Here is a 26,046-nt window from a genome sequence, read left to right as displayed (position 1 = left end):
CGCCACGAGTGCTAGGAATCGCACATGTCGCAAGATTCCTTGCACCGGGTCGTCGTGCTGGTGGACGAGAGCTCGAACCCCTTCGAGCTCGGCTGCGCCGCCGAGGTGTTCGGCCTGCGCCGCCCCGAGCTCGGCGGCCTCCTCTACGACTTCCGCCTCTGCGCCGCCGCCCCCCGTACCCGGATGCGTGACGGCTTCTTCACCCTCACCGGCGTCGCACCCCTGGCGGCGATCGACGAGGCCGACACGGTGATCGTGCCCAACCGCCCGGACGTCGAGACGCCCCGCCGCCCCGTGGTCCTGGACGCGATCCGTCGCGTGCACGCCCGGGGCGCCCGCCTGATCGCCTTCTGCACCGGAGCGTTCACCATCGCGGAGGCCGGCGTGCTCGACGGCCGCCGGGCCACGACCCATTGGCAGTGGGCGGAGGACTTCCGGTCCCGCTTTCCCCGGGTACGCCTGGAACCGGACGTCCTCTTCGTCGACGACGGCGACATCCTCACCTCGGCGGGCAGCGCGGCCGCCCTCGACCTGGGCCTGCACGTGGTCCGCCGCGACCACGGCGCCGAAGTGGCCACCTCGGTCAGCCGCCGCCTGGTCTTCGCCGCCCACCGCGACGGCGGCCAGCGCCAGTTCATCGAACGCCCCATCCCCGACATCCCGGACGACTCGCTGGCGCCCGTCCTCGCCTGGGCTCAGGAACGGCTCGACCGCCCGCTCACGGTCACCGATCTGGCCGCGTACGCATCGGTGAGCCCCGCCACCCTGCACCGCCGCTTCCGCACCGAGCTCGGCACCACACCGCTGTCCTGGCTCACCGGCGAACGCGTCGCGCTGGCCTGCCGCCTCATCGAACGCGGCGAGACCCGCCTCGACGTGGTGTCCCGCCGGGCCGGCCTCGGCACAGCGGCCAACCTCCGTACGCTGATGCGCCGCGAGACGGGCCTGACCCCTACCGACTACCGCCGTCGTTTCGGCCCGGTGGGTAGCGAACGCCGTTGACCGTGACGCGCAGCGAGTAGAGGCTCGTGGAGGCGGTGATGAAGAGGTGGTTGAGCCGCAGCCCACCGAAGGTGAGGTTGGACACCGCCTCCGGCAGCAGCAGCTTGCCGATCAGGTCCCCGTCGTCCGGCGCGAAGCAGTGCACGCCGTCGTAGGCGGCCGCCCAGATTCGCCCCGCATCGTCGAGACGGAAGCCGTCGAAGCGCCCGGCGGTGCACTCCGCGAAGACCTCGCCACCGGTCAGCCGTCCATCGTCCTTCACGTCGAAGACACGGATGTGGCTGGGCTCCTGCCGGGTGTCGGCGATGTACAGCCGGCGCTCGTCGGCGGAGAACGCCAGCCCGTTGGGACGGGAGAAGTCGTCCGCGACGACCCTCACCTCCCCGTCGGACGGGTCGACCCGGTAGACGTAGCTGGCGCCGATCTCGCTCTCGCCCCGGACACCCTCGTAGTCGCTGTTGATGCCGTACGGCGGATCGGTGAACCAGACGGACCCGTCACTGTGGACCACGACGTCGTTCGGGCTGTTGAGCCGCTTGCCGCGGAAGCGGTCGGCCAGCACCGTCACGGAACCGTCGTGCTCGGTGCGGGTCACCCGGCGGTTGCCCTGCTCGCACGTGACCAGCCGGCCCTGGCGGTCGACGGTGTTGCCGTTGGCGTAGCCGGACGACGCGCGGAACACGCCGACCGCACCCGTCACCTCGTCCCAGCGCAGCAGCCGGTCGTTGGGGATGTCACTCCACACCAGATACCGGCCGGCGGCGAAGTACGCCGGGCCCTCGGCCTTGCGCGCGCCGGTGTGCAGACGCTGCACCACATAGTCGCCGTCGCACAGCGCGAACCGCTCATCCAGCGTCTCGAACCGCGCCTCGATCGTGTCCACCATCTGATCCCCCATCGTCGCCTTCGACAATAGGGGCCGGGTGAGGAACGTCGATCCCCAGCTCCTCGATCCGCTGCCACAGCGGCCGCAACGCCGCCTCCGGTTCGCGGGCGAAGATGCTGCCGCGGATCCGGACGAACACGCAGTTGCCCACGCGTTCGAGCACCGCCTGCCGGCGCATGTCGCTCTCCCACTGCTCCGGCCCGTGGTACGCGGCCCCGTCGCACTCCACGGCGAGCCGCCGCCCGCCCGGCGCGTTCAGCACGAAGTCGATCCGGTAGCCGCCGATGCGGAACTGCGGCGTCGGCCGGTAGCCGCGCGCCACCAGCCGGCGCAGGACCTCGCGTTCGAAGTCGCTCTCGCACAGCAGCTCCGCGCCCGCCTGAGCGCCGAAGGCGGTGAGGTTGAGGGCGTAGTTCAGAAGGAGCGCCCGGGCGTCGTCGGCGTGCAGGGACTGGGGGCGTACCGAATGGAAGATCCAGAGTTGGTCCCGGGCGCGGGACGCGGCGACGTTGATCCTGCGGTGGTACTCGCGTTTGGTGAACGCCGCGACGCGGCCGTCGTTGTCGGAGACCACCATGGACACCAGGACCACGTCGCGTTCGTCGCCCTGGAACGTGTACGCGTCGCCGACCCGCAGCCGGCGCGCCTCCATCTCGTCCTCGCCGATCGTCTCGCGCAGCCGCGACAGCAGGTACGACGCCTGGCCGCTGCTGCTCAGCAGGCTGATCACACCGATCGACCTGCCGCGGTACGCCCGGTCCGCCACCATCGTCGCGACCCGCTCGACCAGGGCCTCCGCCTCGGCCACGTTGACGTCGCCGAAGGTCGCGAGCGGCTGGCGGACGCCGTCGGCGACGAACACCGTGCGCACCGGGTCGAGGGCGGACCGGTCGGCGCGCAGCGGCTGGATCTTGCCGTCGTAGTAGTGCCGCGACGAGAACTCGATGATCTGCGGTACGCACCGGAAATGCTCCGTGAGCAGGATCCGCTCGGGCGAACGGCGGACCGCGTGGTCGTAGAGCGACGACTCGGGGTCGAAGTGCTCGGCGGACGGCACGTCGCCGAGGTGGCTGTGGATCAGCCCGGTGACCGGGCCGACGAAGCCGAGCTGCGGCCCGATCTGCTGGTCGTCACCCACCACGACGGCCCGTTCGGCGAGCGAGAGCACCGGCAGGGCGAAGAGGTCGGCCTGCGACGCCTCGTCGACGATGACGACGTCGAAGTGGGCGCCGCCGGCGAACTGCTCGATCGCGCGGTCCACCGACATGACCCAGACCGGCACGGCCTCGACGGCGGACTCCATGGCCCGCTGGGCGTGGGCCTGCCAGGCGGCGGCGCTGCGCCCGGTCCCCTTGCCGATCTTGCGCAGGGCGGTGGTCCAGTCGGCGAGCGCGGCGCGGCGCCGGTCGTCGAGGGCGCGGGCCACCTCCAGCCAGGCGGAGGCGACCACCAGCTCGCCGGTCAGCCTGCGGATCTTGTCGCGGCCCTGCTCGACGCGGCGGTTGAGCACGGCCGGGTCGACGCTGCCGACCACCTGGTCGAACCAGGTCTGCGCCTGCCGCCACTGCCATGCCTGCAGGCACGCGGTCCCCGAGACGGCCGGCACCTGCCCGGCGGCGATCGCGGCCGCCCACTCCGGCGCGACGGCCGCCAGCCGCCCGTGCAGCTCGAGGTAGCGGGACACGTCGCCGCGCAGCGAGAGCAGCCGGCGGGTCTCGGCCAGCGTCTCGTCCCAGCCGTCGAGCGTGCGCCAGGCCGCGGCCATCCGCGGCCACGCAGCGAGCGCATCCGCGACGGCGCGGTCCTCGGCGTCCAGCCGGTCCAGCTCGAAGACCACCGGGCTGTCGTCCAGCAGCGCCGAGACTTCCGCCAGCCGGGCCGCGTCGAGCTCCAGGTCCTCCTGGGGTACGAGCTGAGCGAGCCGGCCGGAGAGCTCAGGCCACTCGCGGGCGTCCCAGCCCAGCGACTGCGCGGCGTCGGCGAGCAGGCCACCCGCCCACACCTCCGGATCGCCCTCGCGCGGCGGGATGCCCAGGCGCTGGATCCACTCCGACCAGTGCTCGCCCAGCCGTCGCTGCGCCCGCGCCCGCTCGACCCAGGCGACGGCGATGTCCACGTCGTCGACCGTGCGCAGCGGCTCGCCGTCGACCCGGACCTCGTCGGCCACCTTCCAGAGCGACGCCTGGAGCAGCCGGTGCAGGCCCTTGCCGGCCGCGAACCGTTCCCGCACCTCGGCGAGCGTGCCCAGCAGGCGCCTCGGTTCGGCGGTGAGCGACGGCGGCGCGGCGACCCGGTGGCCGGCGAGCCGGCGGGTCAGGTCGGCGAGGGACTGCTGCAGCGCCTCGGTGGCGGCGACGTGGTCGGTCCACACCGTGGCCCAGTGCGGGTCGGCGAGCAGGCGGCCCAGCCGGTCGGTCCACGTGCCCTCGCGCCGGTGCAGCCACGCCACCGCGTCCTTGAGCCGTTCTAGCAGGTCGGCCAGGGCTTTCGGCCCGTGTGCCCGTACCGCATCGGGGTCGACGCCGGCCGCCTCCAAGCGGGAGACCCGCTCCGCGGCCGCCGCCCGGTCGGCCCGGTCCTGCTTCGCCTGGGCGGCGTCGGGCAGCGCGGTGACGTCGGGCAGCTCCCGCAGCGCCGCGGCCCGGTCGGCGGGCGCGAGGGTGGCGGCCAGCTCGAGCAGCGTGGCGAACTCGTCCGCGGTCAGCGGCGGCGGATCCAGCGGGTCGACGGCGTCCGGGATGCCGCCGTGCGCGGCGGCCCGCTCCCGCAGCCAGGCGCCCACGTCGGCGGGCGAGAGGTCGACGTCGTCGATGCGGTAGGTGGCCGACTCGCTCTCCGCGATCGCCCGCAGCCCGCCCTGCGCCCGGGCCAGCTCCCGCTCGGCCTCCTCCAGGCGCCCGGTGAGCCGCTCGACCCGCGCCGCCTCGGCACCCTTGTCCAGCGTGGCGGCCCGGTCGGAGAGCTCGCGGGCGGCGAGCTGCAACTGCACCAGCTGGTCCGTCGTGCGCCCCAGCACGGCCAGGCAGAGCGCCCGGACCTCCTCGGGCAGCCCGTCGCGGAGCACCCGCAGCGGGTCCTCCTTCTGCGCGACGACCAGCACCCGCTTACCGTTCGCCATCAGATGGCAGATCAGGTTGCGGATCGTGTGGGTCTTGCCGGTGCCGGGCGGGCCCTGCACGGCGACGTTGCGGTGCTGCGCGAGCCGGCGGGCGATCGACTCCTGCGCCTCGTTGGTCGGCAGCGGCATGAGCAGCCGCTCCCCCACCCGGTGCCAGTCCTCGGGCCGGTCGTCGGGCATCCGCAGCTTGCTCGGCTCATGCGCGACGACCGCGGCGAGCGCGCCGATGCTGGCGGTGTCGCCGGCCAGCAACCTGTCCCGGAGGCTCTCCAGGAACCCGCGCAGCAGCCGCTGCTTCGGCCGCGCGAACAGGACGCCGGTGTCGACGATGTGCGGCCCGGACACGGTGGCACCGGGCTCGGCGACGACCCGGTCGTACCCGAGCCGGCCCAGCGCCCGCTCGAACAGCTCCCGGCGCTCCAGGTCGTCCCAGAGGTCCGCCTCGAGGGTCCCGGCCGGGCCGGCCAGGGCGAGCAGCTGTCCCAGATAGCGCTCGTCGAGGCCGGCCAGCGCATCGGTCTGCAGCCGCGACGGCCCCTGCGGCGACACCGTGACGAGCGAGCGGTCCGGCTCGTACTCGATGATCACCGGCGTCGCGACCAGCGGGTAGCGGACCCGCTGCCCGTCCACGACCGTCTCCAGAATGCCGTGGCCCCACACCAGCTCGGTGGTCGCCGCAGCCATGTCCACCTGGTGCATCAGATCGAAGAGCTGCCGATGCAGGGTACGCGTCTGCTCGGCGCCCCGGCTCAGCAGCGACCACGGCCGCCACACCTCGTCCCGCCAGGTCGCGAAGTCCTCGCCCGGTTCGCCCTCGAGGACCGGCTCGTCGCCCGCGACGACCTCGTTGAGCCGGCGGCGCAGCCCGGCCGGAACCGGCGGCGGCCCGGGCAGCTCAGGCAGGCCCACCCGCAGCCAGGTGGTGCCGTCCGCAGCCGGACCGACCTGACATTCCGGGTGCCCGGGCAGGACGTCGAGCCAGTACGCCTCGGCAGGCACGGTCCGCGCCGGCCGCTCCATGTGCGCGCGCACGGCGAGCAGATAGTCGGCGACGGAGACGGCCCGGTCCCGGATGACGGTGGGCGACTCAGGCTCGGGCATTCTTCGCAGGTTATCCGATGCGCGCGCACCGAACCCACCACTGTCACCTGCCGAAACGCCGCGGTGCCAGATCCGTCGCGCGCACTGCCGTGGACGACGTCGCCGCCAACTCCGGCCGGGCGGGCAGGAACAACGTCGGGATGCCCAGCGACTCGTTCATCGCCGCGAGCCGGTGCTCGTACTGCCAGTCGGTCGCGTTCCTGACCCCTCGGACGATCACACTGCTTCCATGGCGTCGGCAGTAATCCACGGTCAGCCCGCGCCAAGCAGCCACCGAGACGTTGTCCCAGTCCGCCGGGAGCAAGCGCTGGATGTCCGTCGCCCGGGCGGCAGTCGGCCGGGACGGTCGTTTGTCATCGTTGACGGCGACCAGAACCGTGACATGGTCGAACAAGTGGCGCGCCCGGGCGACGATGTCGAAGTGGCCGGGTGTGAAGGGATCGAACGTGCCGGGACAGACCGCTCGAGTCATCGAGCCAGCCTAGGCTTGCGCCAGGTCCGGGCGCGGCCGGCGACTGTGATGTGAAGCAATCCACTTCGCTCTTGCGCGGCCACATCACCGTCCGTTTGGCTCGGGGCATGGCGCTCATCGCGTACGACAACGCCGACGCCGCCGCGTTCGAGGCGACCCGTCACCTGGGCGACGACGCGCTCGGCGCGTGGCGTGAGGCGATCACCCGGCACGTGGATCCGCGGCCGGGCATGCGGCTGCTCGACCTCGGCTGTGGAACCGGAAGCTGGTCACGGGCGTTCCGCGCATGGTGGTCCGCCATCGACGTCGTGGCCGTCGAACCGTCCACCGCGATGCGTGAGCGAGCCGTCGTCCCCGGTGTTCTCGCCGGTGACGCCGCCGCCATCCCGGCCGGCGACGCGAGCATCGACGCGGTCTGGCTCTCCACGGTCGTCCACCACATCACCGACCTGCCCGCGGCGGCCCGCGAGATCCGCCGTGTCACGAAACCCGGAGCCCCGGTCCTGATTCGTTCCGCGTTCCCGGGCCGGCACGACGGCATCACCCTGTGCCACTTCTGGCCGGAGGCTGTCACCGCGCTGAACGACAACTACCCGACCGTGAGCACCATCGAGGCCGCGTTCGCCGCCGCTGGTTTCGCCGCCGCCGGACTCGAGCCGGTCGCCCAGGTCTCCGCACCGTCCCTGCAGGAGGCCGCCGGCGAGCTGCGCCGCGAGGCGCACACCCTGTTGCAGCTGATCAGCGATGACGCTTATGCCAGAGGCGCCGAACGGCTTCGCGTCGCCGCGCAGACGGCAACGGGCCCGTTGATCGACGTGCTCGACCTGCTTGTCCTGCGCTGAGCCTGCGTCAGCCGCCGGCCTCCTCGGGGTCGCGGCCCTGCGCGGCCCGGCCTCCGTCGACGGGGACGACAGCGCCGTTGATGAAGCTCGCCGCCTCGGACAGCAGGAAAGCCACCGCGTCCGCGACTTCGTCCGGCCGGCCCAGCCTGCCCAGCGGGTGCAGCGCCGCGATCTCGCGATGGAAGTGCGCGGCTGCCCCGGCGCCGAGACTGTCCACGTAGGCGTCCGACCGTTCGGTGGCGATCGAGCCCAGGGCGACGGCGTTCACACGTACGCCGCGGGGCCCGTAGTCCACCGCCAGGGCGCGGGTCAGGCCTTCCACCGCGGCTTTCGCGGTCGCGTACGGGAGCGCGCCCCGCACCGCGCGCTGCGCCTGGTGGGAGGACACGTTGACGATCGCGCGGCAGCCGGCTGCGAGGGCCGCGGCGGCGCCCGCGATCACGGGGTTGAGGTTGCGGCCGATCAGCTCGATGACCGCCTCGGGTTCCTCGTGCAGCCACGCGTCGCGGAAGACCGCCGCATTGTTGACCCAGCCGGCGAGGGGGCCGGGCACCGCGGCTGCCGCCCGGGCCGCCACCGCCGGGTCGGACGCATCGCCGATCACCGGCACGATCTCCGGCCGGTCGGCGGCCCAGTCGAGGGCCGCCGCGTCGACCTCGAGGACCGCGACCACACCGCCGTCGCGGGTGAGCCGTTCCACGATGGCGCGGCCGATGCCCCGGCCGCCGCCGGTCACCACGAAGGAGCTCATACGATCGCGCTGTACGCGTTCAGCGCCGGCTGGCCGCCCAGGTGGGCGTACAGGACGGTCGAGGAGGCCGGAATCTCGCCGCGCCGGACCAGGTCGACCAGCGCGGCCATCGACTTGCCCTCGTAGACCGGATCGGTGACCATGCCCTCGGTCCGGGCCGCCAGCCGCATCGCGGCCACCGTGGCCTCGTCCGGGATCCCGTACGTGCCGGCGTGGTAGCGGTCGTCGAGCAGGATCTCGTCGTCGCGCAGGTCGCGGCCCACCCCGATCAGCTCGGCGGTGGCGCGGGCGATCCGGGCGACCTGCGCCCACGTCTCCGCGGGCTTGGCCGAGCCGTCGATGCCGAGCACCCGCCGCGGACGGTCGTCGCCGAGCGCCGCGAAGCCCGCGACCATGCCCGCCTGCGTGCTGCCGGTGACCGAGCAGACGACGACGGTGTCGAAGAAGACGCCGAGCTGCGTCTCCTGCTCAGCGACCTCCTTCGCCCAGTTCGCGAAGCCCAGGCCGCCGAGACGGTGGTCGGACGCGCCGGCCGGGATCGCGTACGGTCTGCCGCCCGCCTCCACCACCTCGGCCAGAGCCCGGTCCCAGCTCTCCTTGAAGCCGATGCCGAAGGCCGCGCGCACCAGCCGCACGTCGGCGCCCGCGAGCCGGCTGATCAGGATGTTGCCGACCTTGTCGTAGACGCTGTCCGGCCAGTCGACCCAGCTCTCCTGGACCAGGACGCACTTGAGTCCGGCGTATGCCGCGACGGCCGCGACCTGCCGCGTGTGGTTGGACTGCACACCGCCGATCGACACCAGCGTGTCGCACCCCTGCGCGAGCGCGTCGGCGACGAGGTACTCGAGTTTGCGCGTCTTGTTGCCGCCGTACGCGATTCCTGAGTTGCAGTCCTCGCGCTTCGCCCACAGCTCAGCGCCGCCGAGATGGCGGGTCAGCCGTTCCAGCCGGTGGACGGGCGAGGGTCCGAAGAGCAGCGGATACCGTGCGAAGTCAGCCAGCGCCATGCCGGCATTCTCGCAGCCCGGTCGCTCAGGGGAACTGCATGCGGCGGGGGCGCGGAATCACCGGCGGGGGCAGCGGCAGGTCGTCGACGTGGCTCCAGTTGAGCGAACCGTTGTCGGTGGACTTGATCTCGCCGAGGCAGGCGCGCAGCAGCCCCAGGTTCGGAGCGCCCGCGAAGCCGGCGATCACCACCTCCGGCGTGGGCTCGATGCGGGCGATCGCGGCACAGATCTTGGCGACCTCGCGCTCGTCCACGGCGTCCAGCGGCAGCGGATGCTCGGCCTGGCTGCGACGCCACGGCGGGCCGAAGCGGCGCAGCAGCTCCCGGGCGAGCCGACCGAACGACCGGCCGACCGGGGCATCGCGCATCGAGTCCCGCGCCGACTGGCCGTAGCACCAGGGGACCACCACGTGGCCGTTGATGACCACGAGCTGGTAGACCGACCTGGGCACGCTGATGATCTCGGCGCCGGGCAGGGTGCCGAGAAAGAGGACCAGTTCCTCGTACGGCAGGGCCCAGCGCGGGTTGGCGATGACTCGTTCCGCGGTCTGCGCCGTCGAGGGTCGCGCGGTGACCTCACGTTCGATCGCCGTGCTCAACGCCTCGGGAACCCGGGTCCAGAGCTCGGCGGCGACCTTGTCACCGAACTGCTCGACAACCCAGTCGCTCGGACCGACAAGAACGTCTGGACGCATTCGGTACCACCACCGTCCGTGTCGCTGGCGCTACGTCTGGCTAGAAGAGTTGCATCTCCGGAGATCGACAGGAAGAGGATTCCCACGAGATCTCAGAAACGTTCGTGAATGAAATGCGGCAGGACGGTCAAACCGTTGCGGCGACGTTGGAGCAGCAGGTCCGAGACTCGCGAACATGCAACTTGCACGGCGAATCGCGCATGCAAGTTGCATGTCGGCTCGCGAATCAGTCCTCTAATTGACAGTTAATCCGGTCCATATTTCGAGCAGGTGACAGCGATGCGAACATCCACGGACCGTGATCATCACCTTGCTGCGGCGGGCGGTCAGCCGCGGCGCGCGAGGTGGGCGAGCATGGCCTGGTTGGCCTCCCAGCCGTCCGGGAACTTCACCGGGACGCCGAGGTGGACCGGCTCGGTCGACGGGTGCGCGTCCAGCAGCTCGGCGATGCCGGCCCGCGCCACCACCACGCACGCGTGCCGGTGCCGGGAGGTCAGCACGCACAGGCGGCCCGACTCCAGGTGGAACGCGGTGGCGTCCTGGCGGCCGGACAGCGGGTGGAGCACGACGGTCAGGTCGTACTCGCGGCCCTGCAGGCGGTTGGCGGTGTCCACTGTGACGTCCGCAGCCTCGGGCGGCAGGTAGGACCGGATCGCGGCGACCTGGTCCCGGTGCGCCGCGCCGATGGCGATGCGGTCGGCCGTGAGCGCGGTCGTCCCGGACTCGGACGTGGCGACACCGCCTCGCACCAGGGCGCGCGCGGCGAGACCGGCGCAGGCCGCGGCGGCCTCCGCGTCCGTGCGTACGGTGAAGCGCGCGGGCAGTTCATACAGACCCCAGCCGGTCGCCGCGGCGGTGTCGAGGACGTCGTCGATCCGCTCGGCCGCACCCGCCGGTTCGGTGAAGCGCAGCGTGCGGTCGCCGGGCCCCGTGCCGGACCGGAAGCCGGTGAAGGGATAGAAGGCCTCGGCCACCACGGGCGCCGCCGAGGCGGGCAGTCGCCACGACACCGGCAGGCGGTGCACCGGCAGGCCGGGGTTGTGCCGCAGGAGCACCGCGACCGCGCTCTGCATGGGATCCCAGGACAGGCCGGTCCAGCGGTCGACCTCCACCGTGGAGAAGGGGTCGAGCTGGCCGGGATCGCCGACGAACAGCGCCCGCTCGAAGCGGGGTGCCACGCGCAGCAGAGCATCCGAACGCATCTGGTACGCCTCGTCGACGATCGCCCACGGCCAGGTGCCGTCGGTGACCGTGGCCCACTTGGCGGCCGTACCGATGGTGACCGGCGCCCCGCCGAGATCCGCGACCTTGGGCGCGACCCGGCACGACGGGTGGGAGCGGACCCGGTCGGTCGCCGCGTAGTCCACCGCCGACAGGCGGCCCACCCCCAGCTCGGGCGACGCGACCCCGAGGCGCGCGATGAGGTCGTCCACCTGTTCGTTGGTCTGAGCGACGATCATCAGCGGCTCGCCGGTTGTGGCCAGCACCCCGGCGGCCTTGACGACCAGCGTGCTCTTCCCGGCGCCGGGTGGCGAGTCCACCACGATCCCGCGATGCTCGGACGTCGCCAGGTCGCGCAGCACGGCGTCGACCACCCGGGCCGCCTCGGCGGCGGGACTGTCGTGGGGTGTCGCGGTCACGGCGTCACCGTAGCGGGGGCCACCGACACAATCTTCACCTGAAGTGGGGAATGGAGGCTGCATCTGCTCACCGGCGTGATATTTCGCTACTTTGGGTGAATGACCGTATTCGCCGGGCCGGAGGTCACGGAGGACGGTGTGTACCGCCCCATCCTGCGCCCCCGCCGCGGGGAGATGGCCGCCCTGCACCACCTCGACGCGGCCGCGGCCCGCCGGGTCAGCCCGATCGTCGAGGTCTCCCCCGGTGAGCGGCTCCCGCAGCTGGTCCGGCAGCTCCCGCCCCGCACCGGCGCGATCGCCGTCGACCTGGGTGCCGTCCCGGATCCCCCGGACCCGCTGGTGTCACCGCCGCTCGACCTCGCGGAGGAACTGGCGGCGCTCGGCGTGGCGATGTTGCCGGTGCTCCGGGCGTACGAAAGTCCCCGCCGCCTGGTGGAGCACGGCCTGGCCGCCCGCATGCACCTGATGCGGGCGGTTCTGCGTCTCCGGCCCCACACCGACGCGCGCAACTCCGCGGAGGCGACCGCGACCACCCGCCGCATGCTGGCCGGCGCGGGTCTCGAGGCCGAACACGTCGACCTGGTCATCGACCTCGCGGAGACAGCCTGCGCGGCGCACGCGGACCGTTTCGAGGAGCGGGCACGGCAGGTGCTGCGGTGGGCACGGGCGACACCGTGGCGCTCGGTCACGGTCGCGGCCGGCGCCATGCCGCCCAACCTGGACGACCTGCCGACCGACGAGCCGGTCACGGTCGGGCGCCTGGACGCCCAGGTGTGGGCCCGGCTCAGCGAGCCCGGCGTCGGCTATGCGGACTACGGGGTCACTTCCCCGGTACGCCGGAACGGCATCAGCCGCCGCCAGCTCCCGACCCTGCGCTACACGGCCGACCGCGACTGGTGGATCTACCGCTGGGCCCGGCGCGGCGGACGCAGCGACGACCGGTGCCACGACCTGTGCCGGACCCTGGTCGGCTCGCCGCACTGGCCGGCCACCGGCGCCCGCTTCTCCTGGGGAGACGCGCAGATCGCGGAGCGAGCCCGCAGTGCCCGAGGCGGCGGAAGCTCGGCGAGCTGGATCGCGTGGAGCACCTCCCACCACATCGCCCACGTGCTGGCGACTCTGGCCCCCGCGACGTGACTCCCCGCCTCAACGCACCTTCCACGCGGCGACGACGTCCATCAGCGGGTAGACGAAGACGATGTCTCCCTTGGCGCTGGGCACATCGAAGACCACCGACGACGTGTACGTGCGGCCGGCGGACAACCTGCGGAAGAAGCCGCCGTAGTCCCTGCCGTCACAGCCACTGCCCCCGACCGACGGCAGCCAGTCGCCGTCGGGCTTCTGGAAGCGGAACGCATACTCGCTGACCTCGGGCTCGCCCTGCAGCACCTTGAGGGTCAGCTTGACCGGCAGGTAACCGCCTTCCTCGGGCTTCACCGCATACGGGTCGCAGCCACTCCTACGGAACTTCCCGGCCTTGACGGTGATCTGGAACTTCGAGTCGCCTTCCCCGCGCATGACGAAGGGCTTGCCGTTGGCGAGCTGCTGCGGCCCGAACCGCGCCCGCAACGGCGTGGACGGCTCCACCCTCGCCGGCGGGGACGGCGCGTGCGAAGGGGCAGCGGACGGAAACTCCCGCGTGGCGGTGACCTGGGCCTCCGGCACAGCCGGCGCGTACACCTTGATGGCGAGGTAGAACACGGCGACGGTGCCGGCCAGCAGCAGTGCCAGTCCGGCGGCGAAGTAGGCGATGACCAGCCGGCGCGAGAGACGGCCCGTGCCGCGGCCGACGCGGACGGGCCGGCCCTGCCCGGCCGGGGCGACGGCACGGCCGGGGACGGTCTCGAGCTGCGCGGGATCGATGTCCGCGGCCGGCACCCCGCCGCCTGCACTGTCCGAGGCCGCCGCCCCGCCGCGTGCGCTGTCCGAGGCCGCCGCCGCGCTGCTGGGCCGCAGCCGAAGGCGATTTCCCGCGCCCCGGCCGTCCAGCCCGCCTCCGACCTCCGGCTCCTCGCCCGACCAGCCCTGCCCCAGAAGGTCCGACCTGGGCCCGGTGCTGGTCGTTCGAGGGGCGGGCAGGGTGTCGTCGGCCGGAGGCACGACCGCGAAGCTCTCGCTCGGCGGCCCGTCGGGCGGCACGGGCCCGGCGTGCGGCTCCTTCGTCACGGCGGCGATCTCCTCGGTCACGGTCGGCAATGCTCGGCCGGCGCTCACGCCAACCGATGGGAGCGCAGCATAAGCAACATCGCCAAGCGGTGCCGACCCCGCTGTGGACAACCCGGCGAAGAGCTCCCATCACTCGTACACTTGTTCGAATGATGCTCGACGCCGCTCTCGCGTATGCCCGGCACGGGATCCCCGTCCTGCCGGTGCACACCCCCGGCCCGGACGGTTCGTGCTCCTGCGGGCGGCCGGACTGCGACCGGCCCGGCAAGCACCCGAGAGTCCGGCACGGCCTCACCGACGCGACCGCCGACCTCCGCCGGATCGAGATGTGGTGGTCGCGGTGGCCGGACGCGAACATCGGACTGCGGACGGGCGTCGCCATGGACGTGGCGGACGTCGACTCGGCCACCGGCTGGCACGGCCTGCGCCACCTCCTCGGCGGTCTCCTCCCGAGGGGACCGCAGGTCCGCACCGGCAGCGGCGGCTGGCACTTCTGGTTCTCGCCCCTCGGCTACGGCAACCGGGTCCGCCTCCTGCCGGGCGTCGACTGGCGCGGCGCAGGCGGTTACGTGGTGGCGCCGCCTTCCCGCCACGCGAGCGGCACCACTTACTACTGGGTGGTGCGGCCGGGCACGGATCCGCCGTCGGCGCCCGATGCGCTGCGGGGCTTGATCGCCGGACCGGACCCGCCGGGCTCCGGCCCCTTTTCCCTCGCCGGCGGTGACGGTCCGGGGATTCATCACCCCGAGCGCTATGCGGCGGCGGCCCTCGCCGCGGAGACCGACAGGGTCGCCCGCGCCGCGGTCGGCACTCGCAACGACACTCTCAACCGGGCAGCCTTCGCGCTGGGCCGGCTCGTGGGCGAGGGCCTCCTGGACGCGGCAACGGTGACACGCGAGCTGACGGCGGCGGGCGCCTGGTGCGGCCTGGGCCGCACGGAGACGATCCGCACGATCCGCTCAGGACTGACCGCCGGCCGCCGGTGCGCCCCGCCGTTCGCTCGCCCACGCCGGGCAGTTGCGACGCCGGGCAGTTCGGATCGGTGCAGACCGCGTGCGTCACTGTAAACCGGCCCCTAAGCGGGCGGCTTGTCGCCGACGTTGGTGGACATGGTGTGCAGGATGCCGGGCAGTTGCTCCAGCATGTCGGCCGGCAGGCCGCGAACCGTCTCCTCAGCGAGGGTGACCCAGAGCTGCCGGATCTGCTCTGCCAACGCCTTGCCACTGCTGGTGAGCGCGACGACAGTGGCGCGCTTGTCGGTCGGGTCGGGTGTGCGCTTGATGTGGCCGGAGGCCTCCAGCTTGCGGGTCATCAGCGTGACGCTGGGCGGTTCGCAGCCCAGTGCCTCACTGAGCTGCGCCTGGATGCGAGGGCCGGTCCGGTCGAGTTCCAGCAGCAGGGCCTCCTGACCGGCGTGCAGGCCGAGCGGAGCGAGCAGCTGTGCCGCCCGAGCGCGGTGACGCAGGCTGAGCAGGCGGATCGCCTGGTTGAGGGCGCCGGCGTACTCGAGATCCATCAAACCCTCCTTGACAACCGCAGTCGTTATGCGCATAAGGTTATGCGCATAACGGTTATGCACGTAACTAATGTTACCCACGTCAAGGAGCCGACATGACGGTCAAGGTCGCAGTCATCTACTACAGCTCGACGGGCACCGTGCACGCCCTCGCGGAGGCCGTCGCCGAGGGCGCCACTTCGGCCGGGGCCGACGTCCGCCTGTGCCGGGTCGCCGAGCTTGCCCCTGCGAACGCCATCGACGAGAACCCCACGTGGCGCCGGCACGCCGACGCGACCGCGTCGATCCCCGTGGCCGAGCTCGAGGACCTGGCCTGGGCGGACGCGTACGCTTTCGGGTCGCCCACGCGGTTCGGCACGCCGGCCGCGCAGCTCAAGCAGTTCATCGACCAAGCCGGCGGCCTGTGGCGCGACGGCGTGCTGGCCGACAAGCCGGCGACCGCCTTCACCTCCGCCTACAACCGGCACGGCGGGAGCGAGGCCACGATTCTGGCGCTGGGCAACGTCTTCTACCACTGGGGTGCGGTGATCATCCCGCCCGGCTTCACGGACGCGTCGGTGTACGCAGCGGGCGGAAACCCGTACGGCACTGTCGCGACCGGCGGCGAGGGCGCCGACGCCGCGGCCCTGGAAGCCGCTCGTTACCAGGGCCGACGACTGGCCCAGTTCGCTCTCCGACTCAAGGGCGCCGCCCTCGCGTCCGGTGTGTCCCAGGCCGCCTGAGCCGCGACAGAGACGGAGGCAGCCATGACGAGCACCCGTACCGGAAACCAGTCGGCCGAGCCGCGCTCCCGCCAGGCCCGGCTGGTCCTCGCGCTGGCGTGCGCTTGCCAGTTCATGGTCATCCTGGACGTGTCGATCGTGAACGTCGCGCTGCCGTCGGTGCAGCACGATCTCGGATTCACCGACACGGGGCTGGCCTGGGTGGTCAACGGTTACGTGCTGGCGTTCGCCGGGTTCATGCTGCCGGGCGGCCGCGCAGCGGATCTGTTCGGCCACCGCCGCATGATGATCGCCGGGCTCGCCCTGTTCGCCCTGGCGAGCCTGGCCGCAGGCCTGGCGTCCACGCCGGAGATCCTGGTCGGTGCCCGCGCGGCGCAAGGCCTGGGCGGCGCGATGCTGGCCCCGGCCACCCTCGCCGTGATCAATACGTGCTTCCCCGAGGGACCGGAACGGGCTCGGGCATTCGGGGCGTGGTCCGCCGCAGGTGGTGTCGGGGGCATGGTCGGCGCGGTCGCGGGTGGAGTGCTGACCACCGAACTCTCCTGGCGCTGGGTGTTTCTGATCAACATGCCGATCGGCGTGGCGCTCATCGCGGTGGCGATGACGTCGCTGACCGCGGCCAGGGCCGGCCGGCGGCAGTCGATCGACCTTCTCGGCGCGGTGACCGGCACGGCCGGTCTGGCGTCGTTGATCTACGGCGTCATGCAGACCGCCGACCACGATTGGGGATCCGAGGGGGTAGTCGTCCCGGTCCTCGCCGGGTTGCTGCTCCTGGTGGTGTTCATCCTGGTGGAGAAGCGAGTCGCGACGGCGCCGATGATGCCGCTGCGGCTGCTGGAGAACCGGGGTGTGGCGGCCGGCAACGGGATGCTGCTGCTGTTCGGCGGCATCGCCGTCGCGATGTGGTTCTTCTCTTCACTGTTGATGCAGAACGCGCTCGGCTACAGCGCCCTCGACGCCGGCCTTGGACAGACCCCCGCCGCGGTCGTCTTCGTGGTGGTCGCCCGGTTCGCCGGCGGCCGGCTTCCACGGACCGGTGCCCGCCCGCTGATCCTGGCCGGGTGCGCGAGTCTCGTGGCCGGCTTCGGCTGGCTCTCGCAGGCCGGCGCCGGCAGTCACTACGCCGCCGGCATACTCGGGCCGACATTGCTCGTCGCGATCGGCATCGGCCTGGTGTTCCCCACCCTCATGGCGTCGGCGACCGCCGACGTCCCACCGGATGACGTCGGCGTCGCCGGAGGCCTGGCCACCACCGCCACCCAGGTCGGCGGCTCGATCGCCTTGGCCGTCTACGCGACGGCAGCCGCCGCCCAGGCCGCCACGCACGAGGGCGCGAGCTCTTCGCCGAAGGCGCTGGCGGCCGGATACGAGTTGGTGTTCGGCTCGGCGGTCGCGGTCGCCACGGCGATCGCCCTTGTCGGCCTCCTGGTCCCCAGGCGTCAGCAGCCCATTGATGGTCCGATCCACGAGGGACAAACCCAGAGAACGACTTGATGACATCGATGTCCATCGCATGGCGTGATCCCGGGACTACGGCCAGGATAGTGACCGTGACCGATCAGCAAAGGCCCAAGCCGTACAAAGTGGAAGTGACCGTGGCCGTCGGCCGGGACCTGGCGTGGGGTGCCGTCACCCAGCCGGACGTGTTGCGGCAGTGGTTCGGCTGGGACTACGACGGGCTGGATGCCGAGATCCGGCACATATTCGTGGACGAAGCGACGTTCCGCGGCCCTGAGCGGATGGCGTGGGCCGATGGGTCCTATCTGGAGGTCAGCGGCAACGACACGCAGGCCAGGATCCGGGTGGTGCGGGAAGGGCCGCCGTCGGGTGACCCGGACCGGTACGACGCCATCGAAGAAGGGTGGCGGTCCTTTCTCCTCCAGCTGCGCTACCTGCTCGAGGAGCAGCCGGAGGGCGCCCGCCGCACGCTGTACCTGACCGGCACGACAACCGGCCGCGAGGCGCTCGCCCTGGCCGGCGGCAAGGCTACGCGGGCCGGCAAGCGGGTCGCCTGGCTCGTCGACGCCGACGGGCATCTGGTGGTCGTCGCCGGCCGGGAGCGGCTCGACAGCCGGGAGGCGGGCCGGATGGAGGTGATCGTCTCGACATACGGGCTGGATGACGCGGCGTTCGACGTGGTGCGCAAGCGGTGGTCCGACCGGTGGGCGCCGGTCGCGCGGGCCGCGCAGGTCACGACCGCCGACACGCCCGCACCCTGAGCTCTCAGGCAGGGCGGGCAGCGAAAAGAGCGGCGGGCCCGGACGTGATCCGGACCTCGCGCAGTGCATGGCCGGCCGGATCTGCGGGTAGCCTGCCCCGGGGGATGCGACGGGTGGGAGGGGCATGGCCGAGCGCTGCGGAGCCGACGCACCGGACCGGGGTGTGCTCGCCGATGTGTCGCGTCTTCGGTCTCTGCAGCGGGTGTGTGTCGGCGCGGAGCCCGATGAGGCTTTCGACCGGTTCGCCTCGCTGGTGAAGCGGCTGCTCGGCGTACCCGTGGCTCTGGTTTCCCTGGTGGATGCCGAGCGGCAGTTCTTTCCCGGGCAGGTGGGGCTCGAGGAGCCGTGGAGTGCGAAGCGGGAGACGCCGCTCTCGCACTCGTTCTGCCAGCACGTGGTCATCGAGGGCAGTCCCAAGGTGTTTCCCGACGCCCGGATCTACGCCCAGGTCCGGGACAACCTGGCCATTCCAGACCTCGGTGTCGTCGCGTACGCGGGGGTGCCGCTGACGGACGCGGACGGGCGCACGCTCGGTTCCCTGTGCGCCATCGACACCAAGCCCCGTGCGTGGACCGCTGCCGAGGTGGCGATCCTCACCGATCTCGCCGAGGCGTGCTCTTCCGAGCTGCGGCTCCGGATCTCGCGGGACCTGGCCGAGGAGGCTCGCCGGCACGCCGAGTCCGCGCACGACCAGCTGGCCATGCTCGCCGAGCTGACCGAAGCTTTCGCGAGCACGCTGGATGTCGAGGCGGGGATGCGGATGCTGGCTCGCGGGGTCACTCCGCGGCTGGCCGACTGGTGCCTCGTCACGCTGGTCGACACGGACGGCTCCGTGCGGCATGTCTCCGCCGCGCACCGCGATCCCGGGTCGGCGGCCGATGTCGAGCGGTTCGGCTCGATGATGATGGGTGGGCTCGGGGCCCGGTCGGCGGTTCTCGCGGTGCAGCGGTCCGGGCAGCCGGTCCGGCGCGACGGTGAGACCGCCGACATGCTGCTGGCGCGGACGACGAATCCCGAGATGGCCGCGATCGCCGAGCGGCTGGGGTATTCGTCCTTCGTCATCGTTCCGGTCACCGCGCCGGTCACCCGGCGGGTGCTGGGGTCCATCACGCTGGTGAACGGGCCGGGGCGGGCCGCGTTCAGTGAGGCAGACGAGCGGACCGCGGTGGACATCGCGCGGCGCGCCGGGCTGGCCGTCGACAACAGCAGGATGTATCGGCGGCAGCGGCACGTGGCCGAGGTGCTGCAGCACAGCATGCTCACGGAGCTGCCGGCCATTCCCGGCGTGGAGCTGCACGCCCGGTATCTGCCGGCGCAGGACGGTGCCGCGGTCGGTGGTGACTGGTACGACGCGTTCGCCCAGCCGGACGGGTCGGTGATGCTCGCCGTCGGGGACGTGTCGGGGCACGACATCGAGGCCGCCGCCACGATGGGTCAGCTGCGCAATCTCGTCCGCGGTGACGCGTACGGGCGCGACGACGAGCCGGGGCCGCTGCTCACCCAGCTGGACCGGGCCGTCCGGGGGCTGCGGGTGCCGGCCGCTGCCACGGCGGTGCTGGCCCGGGTACGCCGCAACGACGCCGGCTACGACGTCACGTTCGCGAACGCGGGCCACCCGCCGCCCCTGCTGTTGCGTCCCGACGGCACGGTCGAGGTCTGGTGGGAGACTCCGGAGCCGCTGCTCGGCGTCGTTCCGCGGCTGGAGCGGACGACGCACCGGCGTGCCGTCCCGGCCGGTTCGCTGCTGCTGCTCTACACCGACGGGCTGGTCGAGACTCCGAGGCAGGTGCTCGACGAGGGCATCGGCCGGATCGTGGAGATGCTGCGCCGGCATGCCGCGCTTCCCGGCGACGAGCTGTCCACCCGGCTGGTGGAGGCGGCGGACCGTCGCGCCGACGACATCGCCTTCCTACTCATCCGCCTGCTCTGACGCGGGCGGGCCGCCGTGGGTCCACGGTGTCTGGTCCGGTTCGGGGAACGCGCCGCCCGGCCGGTACGCCTCGCTGAGGGTCGTGAGCAGGAGCCGCTCGCCGACCTCGGGCACGCTTCCAGGCTCGGCGACCAGCTTGCGGCCCATTCCGCCGGAGAGCTCGAGCAGCACCTCGGTCTTCGAGCCGTCCACGGGCGTCACCGTGATCACGGTGGCCTTCTGCGCCGGACGCGCCGGGGAGGTCAGCGCCGCTCCGGGGCCCACCCGGACCGGTTCCGAGGTGACGACCATGATGCGCGGGCGCAGCACGGGTCGTCTGCCGCTGTCGTCCACCCGGTCGGCTTTGGCGAGGGTGACGTCGCCCGCGAAGGCGGTGCCGCTGAGCCGGTGCTCGGCCATCACGAGCGGGTCGTCGAAGGCGCGCTGGACCGCGTAACGGGTGGCGGCGTTCTCGAGCCGGCTGAGACGGGCGGCAGCGGCCACCGCACCGTCACGGCGGGGCTGCGGCGGGCCACCCTCGGCCAGGTGCTGCACGAAGGCGGAGTAGGAGTCGCGGTCGCTGTCCCACCGGCCGGCCACGCGGGAGCCGGCGGGCAGGGTGCGCAGCAGGTCGAGGGCGCGCCACATGAGTGTCCACGTCGGAAGCAGCTGGCCGCGCAGCACCCGGGTGAGCTCGGCGACGTCCGGCTCGGCCACCGACAGCAGCGGGGCGAGCACATGGTTGTCGAACGCCGGGTCGGTCGCCGGGCCGGCCGGCGGCGTCACGGCCGGGTCCTCCGCCCGCGCCGCCGCCTCGAAGACCGTCGTGCCGGGCGGCGGGGACAGCCAGGCCATCAAGGCGGCGAGCTGGGCGTCCTCGGCGCTGCTCTGCCCGGTCGCCCAATGCGACGACAGCGCTTGTACGGCGTTGAGCAGCAGCGACGAGCCCGGGACCTCGGCGGAGTTCGCGAAGAACGTCAGCCACCGCCCGAGCAGCGGGACCGAGGCGGGGACCGCGTACTCGCCTTCGGTGGTGCGGAAGCGGGTCGAGCGCCCGAACAGCCGCAGGAAGTCCACGCCGCCCGGGTTGGGGACCCAGAGCTGCGGCGCGTCGGTGAAGCGGTGGCGCACGTCGCGTCCCCGGTCCACGGCCACCGCCTCGGTCAGCGCGGTGAACGAGTCGACGTAGGGCACGAGCACCTCGGCGAGGCGCGCGGCGAAGGCGAAACGGTCGTCGCGGTTGCGGGGCTGGGCCACGACCAGCAGTTCCGGCTCGTTCTCGGCGGTGCCGACCATCGCGGCGAGGGGCGCGTTCGGCTCGCCGGCCATCGTGTACGGCACGAGCACCAGCGGCCGGTCGTGCAGGTGCAGGTGGCGTACCGTCGCGATCGGCTCGGCCCGTCCCGCCGCGTACGCCTGCGCGCGGGCGAGCGCGGTCAGCGTGCTCACAGCGCCTCGGCGCGCAGCCGGGCGGCGGCCTGCAGCAGCGCGGCGGCCTCGGCCTGGTCCTCGGTCGGCGTACGCGCACCAGCCGCCAGCGCGAGCGCCTCTTCGACGGTGTCGACCCCGCCGAGGGCGTCGCGGACCGGCCGGCCCAGCGCGGCGGTGCTGCCGGCCGCCTCGTGCCGGCAGTAGAACGCCAGCTCGCAGGCCGACAGGCACTCGGGCGCGTACCTGGCTTCGACCTTGCCCAGCGCCGCGGTGAGATCGGCCGGGGGCAGGGCCGTGTCGAAGCTGAGGTCCGGCGGCAGTGCGGCGGCGAGGTCGGAGACCGAGGCGAGCCGGGTGAGCTGCCGGTTGAGGGTGGACAGCTGCTTGCGGACGTCGACCAGCACGGCCGTCGGCTGCAGGGAGAAGTCGCGCGGGCAGACGAGCACCGCGTCGTGGCTGACCAGGGCCGGGTCGTGGCCGAGGCTGGCGAGCAGCCGGCGCAGCGCGAGCACGTAGACGGCCGCCTGCACCGCGGCCGCCGACACCTTGGCGCTGTCCGCCTGGCCGTCGACGATCGCGAAGGACTTGATCTCCACGACGTGCAGCCGGCCTTGTGCTTGGAAGGCGATCAGGTCGGGCTCGAGGAAGACCTGCCGGCCGGCCACGTCGAGGGTGAGCAGCGGGTGGTCGACGAGGGCGGTGCCGGCGGCGGCCGCGAGCAGTTCGCGGGTACGCCCGTGGCGGGCGCTCAGCGTCGCGTCGTCGTCCTCGCCGAGATCGTCGTACGTGACCGCGGCCGCCTCCAGCTGCAGCACGTCGCGGAGCACCCCGAGCAGCAGCGCGCAGTCGTCGGCCTTGAGCATGGCCTCGAAGCCGTTGCCCCGGGCGAGGGCGAACCGGGACTGCCCGAAGTTGCCCGGGAAGCCGATCCGCTCGGCCAGCCGCGGCTTGTCGATGCCGGCGGCGTCGAGCACCGCGCGCCGCGCGCATCCCGGGTTCGCGGTGAGCGCGGCGATCGTGCGGGCGTTGTGCCGCTTGGCGGGTACGCCGCCGCGCAGCCGGTCGAGCGCCGCCGTCACCCGCGCCCTCGCTGGTGGGGCAGGCTCATGACGCCGAACAGCCGCTGCCGCTCGTCGAGGCCCTCCCACCGCCGCTCGACCGCCTCGGGGACGGGCTCGGCGCCGACGTCGGCGAGCGCGGCCCGCGCGGTGTCGGCGAGCGCCCGCGGGTCGTGCACGAGGAACGCCTCGGGCCCGCCCGGCACGGTGTCGGCGAGCCGGCGCAGCAGGTCGATGACGGCGCTGCTCGCCTGCGCCCGGATGGCGACGAACTCGGCGATCCGGACGATCGCGGCGAGGGTGTTGGCCCGCGCCGACCGGGGCGACACCAGGCGGCGGCCCACCGGCCAGCCGGAGAGGGTGACCTGGCCGCGGGCCACCGTCAGGTCGTGGTGCAGGGCCGGGCAGATCCGGTACGCGGCGAGCCGGTCCGGGTCGTAGTGCCGTTCCTCGTCGCGCAGCACGGCCGCCAGTGCGGGCATCGAGAGGTCGCCGTCGAACAGGGCCGTGTGCACGTCCACGACGAGCCGGGCGGGGGCCGGGGCGCCGAGCAGGAGCAGCGCGTGCCGGGCCTGCTCGCGGACGCCCGGAAGCGTTATCGAACTGATCATGGCGGGCGCTTCCGTGGGTGGGGGTCCTGGGCGGATCGACCTTAGATCTTCGTACACGGCGGGGGCAATGTCCGAATGTACGACGGCGTTTCACCCCCGGGAGGCGAATACACCGCGCATATCGGACAGGGGTCGAGCGGCGCGCTACGTTCGGGATATGCCGAAGGCCATCTGGAACGACGAGATCATCGCCGAGAGCGACGACACCGTGGTAGTCGAGGGCAACACCTACTTCCCGCGCTCCTCGGTGCGCGAGGACGTGTTGCGCCCCTCCGACACGCACACCGTCTGCCCCTGGAAGGGCAAGGCCTCCTACTACACGCTCGAGTCCGGCGGGCACGTCAACCAGGACGCGGTCTGGTACTACCCCGACCCGAAGCCCGACGCCAAGGCCGTCAAGGACCGTGTCGCGTTCTGGAAGGGCGTGAAGGTCGAGAACTGACGTCCTAGCCGATCCTCGGGTGCGCCTCCTCGATGGCGGTCACCTCGAGGTAGTCGAGCATGTCCCGCTGCTCCGCGACATCCAGCGCACCGAAGGCCTCGTACGCCGCAGCACGCGCGTGCGGGGTCTCCGCCGCGAGCAGCGCGATGATCGCCGACCAGGCCAGCGACACCCGGTCGAAGAGCCGCGCCTGCCGCAGCGAGCTCAGCCGGCTGAGCATCGCCACCTTGGTCGCGGCGTCGTCGTCGTGCGCGATCCGGTCGGAGAGCTCGAAGAGCGCCTTGCCCCGGTACGGATGCTCCGCCTCGACCATGCGGGCCAGCTCGGCGTTGTCCATCCGCTCGACGGCGGGCGCCGGGCCCCGCTGCGGCAGCGACGGCTTGGACTCCTCAGCGTGCACGACTGTCCCGTCCGCTCTCGAAGCCGACCCCGGGCGTCTGGTGCGGTAGGGTCGGCCGGCTCCGGAAGGTGGGAAACGGCGGCGACGGCATCACCGGCGACTCGGGATCGGGCTCGGTGCCGGCCTCCTCGGTCACCTCGTCCTCGGCCTGCTCCTCCACCTGCTCCCCGGTCGGGTCACGCCCCAGCACAGTTTGTCCTCCGTTGCCGACTTTCGTGGTGTTGGCGTCCTATGAGATCACGCCACGTCGGCCGGAGCGACCCCGCCCCGGGACACGCCCGGACATCACCCGACCCGGCGACCGCCGTAATGTGGCGGCAACAGACTGATCGTTGCTGGTCGACAAGTAGCACCATCCGACGAAGGTAGGCGGACGTGGGCGGGGGCACGAGCACCACCGGTGCGACACCCGAGTGGCGGTCGGCGATGATCGACGTCTCTGAGCTGTCACTGACCGAACTCGCAGCGCGTGCCGAAGCGGACGAATCAGACGAAAGCGCCCTCGGTCGCTGTCTACGCCGCCTCGCCGACGACCTCGCCCGCCCGGGTGAACCGATCGCCGGGTTCAACTCGGCCCTGTAGGACCGGCACGGCTGGCGATGACACCCACCACCCGTACGGCTCGGCCGCACCGGCTCAGCGACGCCGCCCTCTCCTCGCTCGGCGCCGGCCGCCCGGACGCCGCCACCCTCGGCGAGCTGCGCCGCGCCCGCCTGAGCCGGCACCTCCTCCTGCTGCGCGAGATCGCGGTGACCGCCCGTACGGACGACTTCGGAGCGCTCGCCGCCGCCGAACGGGCCCAGCCGGAACGGGTGCGCGATCTGCTCGGGCGGCCCCTCTTCGGCGTCTGGGCGGCCCGCTGCCTCACCGCGCTCAGGACGGGCGCCGACCCGGGCCACGCGGGCGTCGGATACCTCAGCGAGCTGGCGGCCCGCGCCCGCACGCCCCGGACCCGGCGTGACCCCGGCCGGCGGCTCGCCGCGGACCACGACGGGCTGAGCATCTCGGTACGCCTGGAGGACACCGATCCCCTGCGCGCCGGGCTGGGCCTGCCGCCCACACCGCCGCTGACCGCCGCGGAGCTGACCCGGTGGCAGGAGATGTTCGCCGCCGCGTGGCGGCTCCTGGTCGAGCGGGTCCGCCCCGACGCCGAGGTGCTGGCCACGGTCCTCGACTGCGTGGTGCCCGTACGCCCCGACCCGGCCGCCCGCGGCATCAGCGCCACCTCGGCCGACGCGTACGGCGCGGTGGCGATCTCCGAGCCCGCCGACCCGGCCGCCTTCGCCGTCGGGCTGCTGCACGAGACGCAGCACAGCATCCTGAACGCGGTGCAGTACCTGTTCGACCTGCTCCAGGCCCCGGACACGCTCGGCTACTCGCCGTGGCGCGACGACCCGCGACCCGCCTCCGGAGTCCTGCACGGCGCTTACGCCTACCTGACGGTCACGCGCTTCTGGCGCACCCTGCCCGGCGACCCGCTCGCCCGCTTCGAGTTCGCCCGCTGGCGCGCGGCCGTGGCCGCCGCGGCGGAGGGCCTGCGCGACCTCACCCCGGCCGGCGAGCGGTTCGTGGGGGCGCTGCGTGCCGAGGTGCGGCCCTGGCTCGGCGAACCGGTCGATGCGGCGATCCTGCGCCTCGCCGAGGGCGCCAACCGGGACCACCGGCTGCGCTGGCGGCTTCGGAACCTGCACGTCGGCCCGGCCGACGCCGCGGCCCTGGCCTCCGCGTGGCGGCGCGGTGTTCGGCTGCCACCCGTCACGTCCGTGCTGCGACCGGCGCCCCGGCGCGCCCTGGAGACCAGCGCCCGGCTCGACCTCACCCACCGCCTGCTGCGCGGGCTGCCGCTCGATGGCGCCGAGGGCGATCTCGCGTACGTGCGCGGGGATGACGCTGCGGCGCTCAGGGCGTACCGGAAGAACCCGGGTGACCGGTCCGCCTGGGCCGGGATGTTCCTGGCCGGAGGCCTGCGGGGCGCGCCGGAGATCGCCGCGGCGGCCCACGAGGCGCTTCGCGACGACGCCCCGGACCCGCTGGCCGTGGCGAGGTGGGTTTCCTAAAG

Annotated in this window: 25 protein-coding genes; 11 read left to right on the top strand and 14 right to left on the bottom strand. The window is 72.8% G+C overall.

The window, feature by feature from the left end:
- Positions 1-24: 24 nt before the first annotated feature.
- Entirely contained in the window at positions 25-1,002 is a 978-nt protein-coding gene (locus AB0J80_RS18195) for a helix-turn-helix domain-containing protein (protein WP_364705917.1), read from the top strand.
- Here AB0J80_RS18195 and AB0J80_RS18190 read toward each other — a convergent pair.
- Genes AB0J80_RS18190 through coaD form a run of 3 tightly spaced genes read right to left on the bottom strand, consistent with a single transcriptional unit; the run spans position 953 to position 6,579 of the window.
- Positions 953-1,888, bottom strand: coding sequence for an SMP-30/gluconolactonase/LRE family protein (locus tag AB0J80_RS18190; RefSeq protein ID WP_364705914.1), 936 nt, complete (start codon positions 1,886-1,888; stop codon positions 953-955). The genes AB0J80_RS18195 and AB0J80_RS18190 overlap by 50 nt on opposite strands.
- A complete protein-coding gene (locus AB0J80_RS18185; RefSeq protein WP_364705911.1) occupies positions 1,848-6,107 on the bottom strand; it encodes an AAA domain-containing protein in 4,260 nt (1,419 codons plus the stop codon). Before AB0J80_RS18185 ends, AB0J80_RS18190 begins: the two co-directional genes overlap by 41 nt.
- Before the next feature lie 43 nt (positions 6,108-6,150).
- Entirely contained in the window at positions 6,151-6,579 is a 429-nt protein-coding gene (coaD, locus tag AB0J80_RS18180) for a pantetheine-phosphate adenylyltransferase (RefSeq protein ID WP_364705910.1), read from the bottom strand.
- Positions 6,580-6,686: 107 nt separating this feature from the next.
- Between coaD and AB0J80_RS18175 the strand changes: the two genes are divergently transcribed.
- A complete protein-coding gene (locus tag AB0J80_RS18175; RefSeq protein ID WP_364705908.1) occupies positions 6,687-7,421 on the top strand; it encodes a class I SAM-dependent methyltransferase in 735 nt (244 codons plus the stop codon).
- Positions 7,422-7,428: 7 nt separating this feature from the next.
- Here the strand turns inward: AB0J80_RS18175 and AB0J80_RS18170 are convergent, their stop codons facing one another.
- From AB0J80_RS18170 to AB0J80_RS18155, 4 genes are all read right to left on the bottom strand, one after another.
- Complete coding sequence (locus AB0J80_RS18170) at positions 7,429-8,172, bottom strand: SDR family oxidoreductase (protein ID WP_364705906.1); 744 nt, start codon at positions 8,170-8,172, stop codon at positions 7,429-7,431.
- Positions 8,169-9,179 (bottom strand): 1-aminocyclopropane-1-carboxylate deaminase, encoded by a 1,011-nt coding sequence (locus AB0J80_RS18165; RefSeq protein ID WP_364705904.1) that lies wholly within the window; start codon positions 9,177-9,179, stop codon positions 8,169-8,171. Before AB0J80_RS18165 ends, AB0J80_RS18170 begins: the two co-directional genes overlap by 4 nt.
- A 25-nt stretch (positions 9,180-9,204) precedes the next feature.
- Positions 9,205-9,873 (bottom strand): hypothetical protein, encoded by a 669-nt coding sequence (locus tag AB0J80_RS18160; RefSeq protein WP_364705902.1) that lies wholly within the window; start codon positions 9,871-9,873, stop codon positions 9,205-9,207.
- A gap of 326 nt (positions 9,874-10,199) precedes the next feature.
- Positions 10,200-11,513, bottom strand: coding sequence for an AAA family ATPase (locus AB0J80_RS18155; RefSeq protein WP_364705900.1), 1,314 nt, complete (start codon positions 11,511-11,513; stop codon positions 10,200-10,202).
- Between the two features lie 99 nt (positions 11,514-11,612).
- Here AB0J80_RS18155 and AB0J80_RS18150 point away from each other — a divergent pair, with 99 nt between their 5' ends.
- Positions 11,613-12,650 carry a beta family protein gene (locus tag AB0J80_RS18150; RefSeq protein ID WP_364705898.1) on the top strand — a complete coding sequence of 346 codons (1,038 nt, stop codon included), beginning with the start codon at positions 11,613-11,615 and terminating at the stop codon, positions 12,648-12,650.
- 9 nt (positions 12,651-12,659) lie between these two features.
- Here the strand turns inward: AB0J80_RS18150 and AB0J80_RS18145 are convergent, their stop codons facing one another.
- Positions 12,660-13,700, bottom strand: a complete 1,041-nt coding sequence (locus tag AB0J80_RS18145; RefSeq protein ID WP_364705897.1) for a hypothetical protein — start codon at positions 13,698-13,700, stop codon at positions 12,660-12,662.
- 128 nt (positions 13,701-13,828) lie between these two features.
- Here AB0J80_RS18145 and AB0J80_RS18140 point away from each other — a divergent pair, with 128 nt between their 5' ends.
- Positions 13,829-14,746, top strand: coding sequence for a bifunctional DNA primase/polymerase (locus AB0J80_RS18140; RefSeq protein ID WP_364705895.1), 918 nt, complete (start codon positions 13,829-13,831; stop codon positions 14,744-14,746).
- Between the two features lie 8 nt (positions 14,747-14,754).
- Here the strand turns inward: AB0J80_RS18140 and AB0J80_RS18135 are convergent, their stop codons facing one another.
- Positions 14,755-15,195: a MarR family transcriptional regulator gene (locus tag AB0J80_RS18135; RefSeq protein WP_364705894.1), complete on the bottom strand. Its 441-nt coding sequence runs from the start codon at positions 15,193-15,195 to the stop codon at positions 14,755-14,757.
- Positions 15,196-15,290: 95 nt separating this feature from the next.
- Between AB0J80_RS18135 and wrbA the strand changes: the two genes are divergently transcribed.
- The 4 genes from wrbA (at position 15,291) to AB0J80_RS18115 (ending at position 20,066) form a co-directional block, all read left to right on the top strand.
- Complete coding sequence (wrbA, locus tag AB0J80_RS18130) at positions 15,291-15,917, top strand: NAD(P)H:quinone oxidoreductase (RefSeq protein ID WP_364705892.1); 627 nt, start codon at positions 15,291-15,293, stop codon at positions 15,915-15,917.
- A 24-nt stretch (positions 15,918-15,941) separates the two neighbouring features.
- Positions 15,942-17,411: an MFS transporter gene (locus AB0J80_RS18125; RefSeq protein ID WP_364705890.1), complete on the top strand. Its 1,470-nt coding sequence runs from the start codon at positions 15,942-15,944 to the stop codon at positions 17,409-17,411.
- A 56-nt stretch (positions 17,412-17,467) separates the two neighbouring features.
- The gene (locus tag AB0J80_RS18120; protein ID WP_364705888.1) at positions 17,468-18,136 is read left to right on the top strand and encodes an activator of HSP90 ATPase; all 669 of its coding nucleotides are present in this window, start codon (positions 17,468-17,470) and stop codon (positions 18,134-18,136) included.
- 124 nt (positions 18,137-18,260) lie between these two features.
- The gene (locus AB0J80_RS18115; protein ID WP_364705887.1) at positions 18,261-20,066 is read left to right on the top strand and encodes a SpoIIE family protein phosphatase; all 1,806 of its coding nucleotides are present in this window, start codon (positions 18,261-18,263) and stop codon (positions 20,064-20,066) included.
- On the opposite strand, the gene AB0J80_RS18110 is transcribed toward AB0J80_RS18115, so the two are convergent.
- Genes AB0J80_RS18110 through AB0J80_RS18100 form a run of 3 tightly spaced genes read right to left on the bottom strand, consistent with a single transcriptional unit; the run spans position 20,046 to position 23,145 of the window.
- The gene (locus tag AB0J80_RS18110) at positions 20,046-21,494 is read right to left on the bottom strand and encodes a hypothetical protein (protein ID WP_364705886.1); all 1,449 of its coding nucleotides are present in this window, start codon (positions 21,492-21,494) and stop codon (positions 20,046-20,048) included. The two genes, AB0J80_RS18115 and AB0J80_RS18110, sit on opposite strands and share 21 nt — an antisense overlap.
- A complete protein-coding gene (locus tag AB0J80_RS18105; RefSeq protein ID WP_364705884.1) occupies positions 21,491-22,555 on the bottom strand; it encodes a hypothetical protein in 1,065 nt (354 codons plus the stop codon). Before AB0J80_RS18105 ends, AB0J80_RS18110 begins: the two co-directional genes overlap by 4 nt.
- A complete protein-coding gene (locus AB0J80_RS18100) occupies positions 22,552-23,145 on the bottom strand; it encodes a hypothetical protein (RefSeq protein ID WP_364705882.1) in 594 nt (197 codons plus the stop codon). The genes AB0J80_RS18105 and AB0J80_RS18100 overlap by 4 nt, the downstream gene beginning before the upstream one ends.
- A 157-nt stretch (positions 23,146-23,302) precedes the next feature.
- On the opposite strand from AB0J80_RS18100, the gene AB0J80_RS18095 reads away from it, so the two are divergent.
- Positions 23,303-23,587: a DUF427 domain-containing protein gene (locus AB0J80_RS18095; protein ID WP_364705880.1), complete on the top strand. Its 285-nt coding sequence runs from the start codon at positions 23,303-23,305 to the stop codon at positions 23,585-23,587.
- Between the two features lie 4 nt (positions 23,588-23,591).
- Here the strand turns inward: AB0J80_RS18095 and AB0J80_RS18090 are convergent, their stop codons facing one another.
- On the bottom strand, positions 23,592-23,987 hold the full coding sequence (locus tag AB0J80_RS18090; RefSeq protein ID WP_364705878.1) for a hypothetical protein: 396 nt from the start codon (positions 23,985-23,987) through the stop codon (positions 23,592-23,594).
- Positions 23,977-24,177, bottom strand: coding sequence for a hypothetical protein (locus AB0J80_RS18085; RefSeq protein WP_364705876.1), 201 nt, complete (start codon positions 24,175-24,177; stop codon positions 23,977-23,979). Before AB0J80_RS18085 ends, AB0J80_RS18090 begins: the two co-directional genes overlap by 11 nt.
- A 236-nt stretch (positions 24,178-24,413) precedes the next feature.
- Between AB0J80_RS18085 and fxsA the strand changes: the two genes are divergently transcribed.
- Complete coding sequence (gene fxsA, locus AB0J80_RS18080; protein WP_364705874.1) at positions 24,414-24,569, top strand: FxSxx-COOH cyclophane-containing RiPP peptide; 156 nt, start codon at positions 24,414-24,416, stop codon at positions 24,567-24,569.
- 17 nt (positions 24,570-24,586) lie between these two features.
- Positions 24,587-26,044: an HEXXH motif-containing putative peptide modification protein gene (locus tag AB0J80_RS18075; RefSeq protein ID WP_364705872.1), complete on the top strand. Its 1,458-nt coding sequence runs from the start codon at positions 24,587-24,589 to the stop codon at positions 26,042-26,044.
- Positions 26,045-26,046 lie beyond the last annotated feature (2 nt).

Origin of the sequence: Actinoplanes sp. NPDC049548 (assembly GCF_040676695.1) — a bacterium.
In the GTDB taxonomy this organism is placed as follows: Bacteria; Actinomycetota; Actinomycetes; order Mycobacteriales; family Micromonosporaceae; genus Actinoplanes.
Note: the sequence above shows the minus strand (reverse complement) of the source record. Positions and strands in the feature narration are given on the sequence as shown.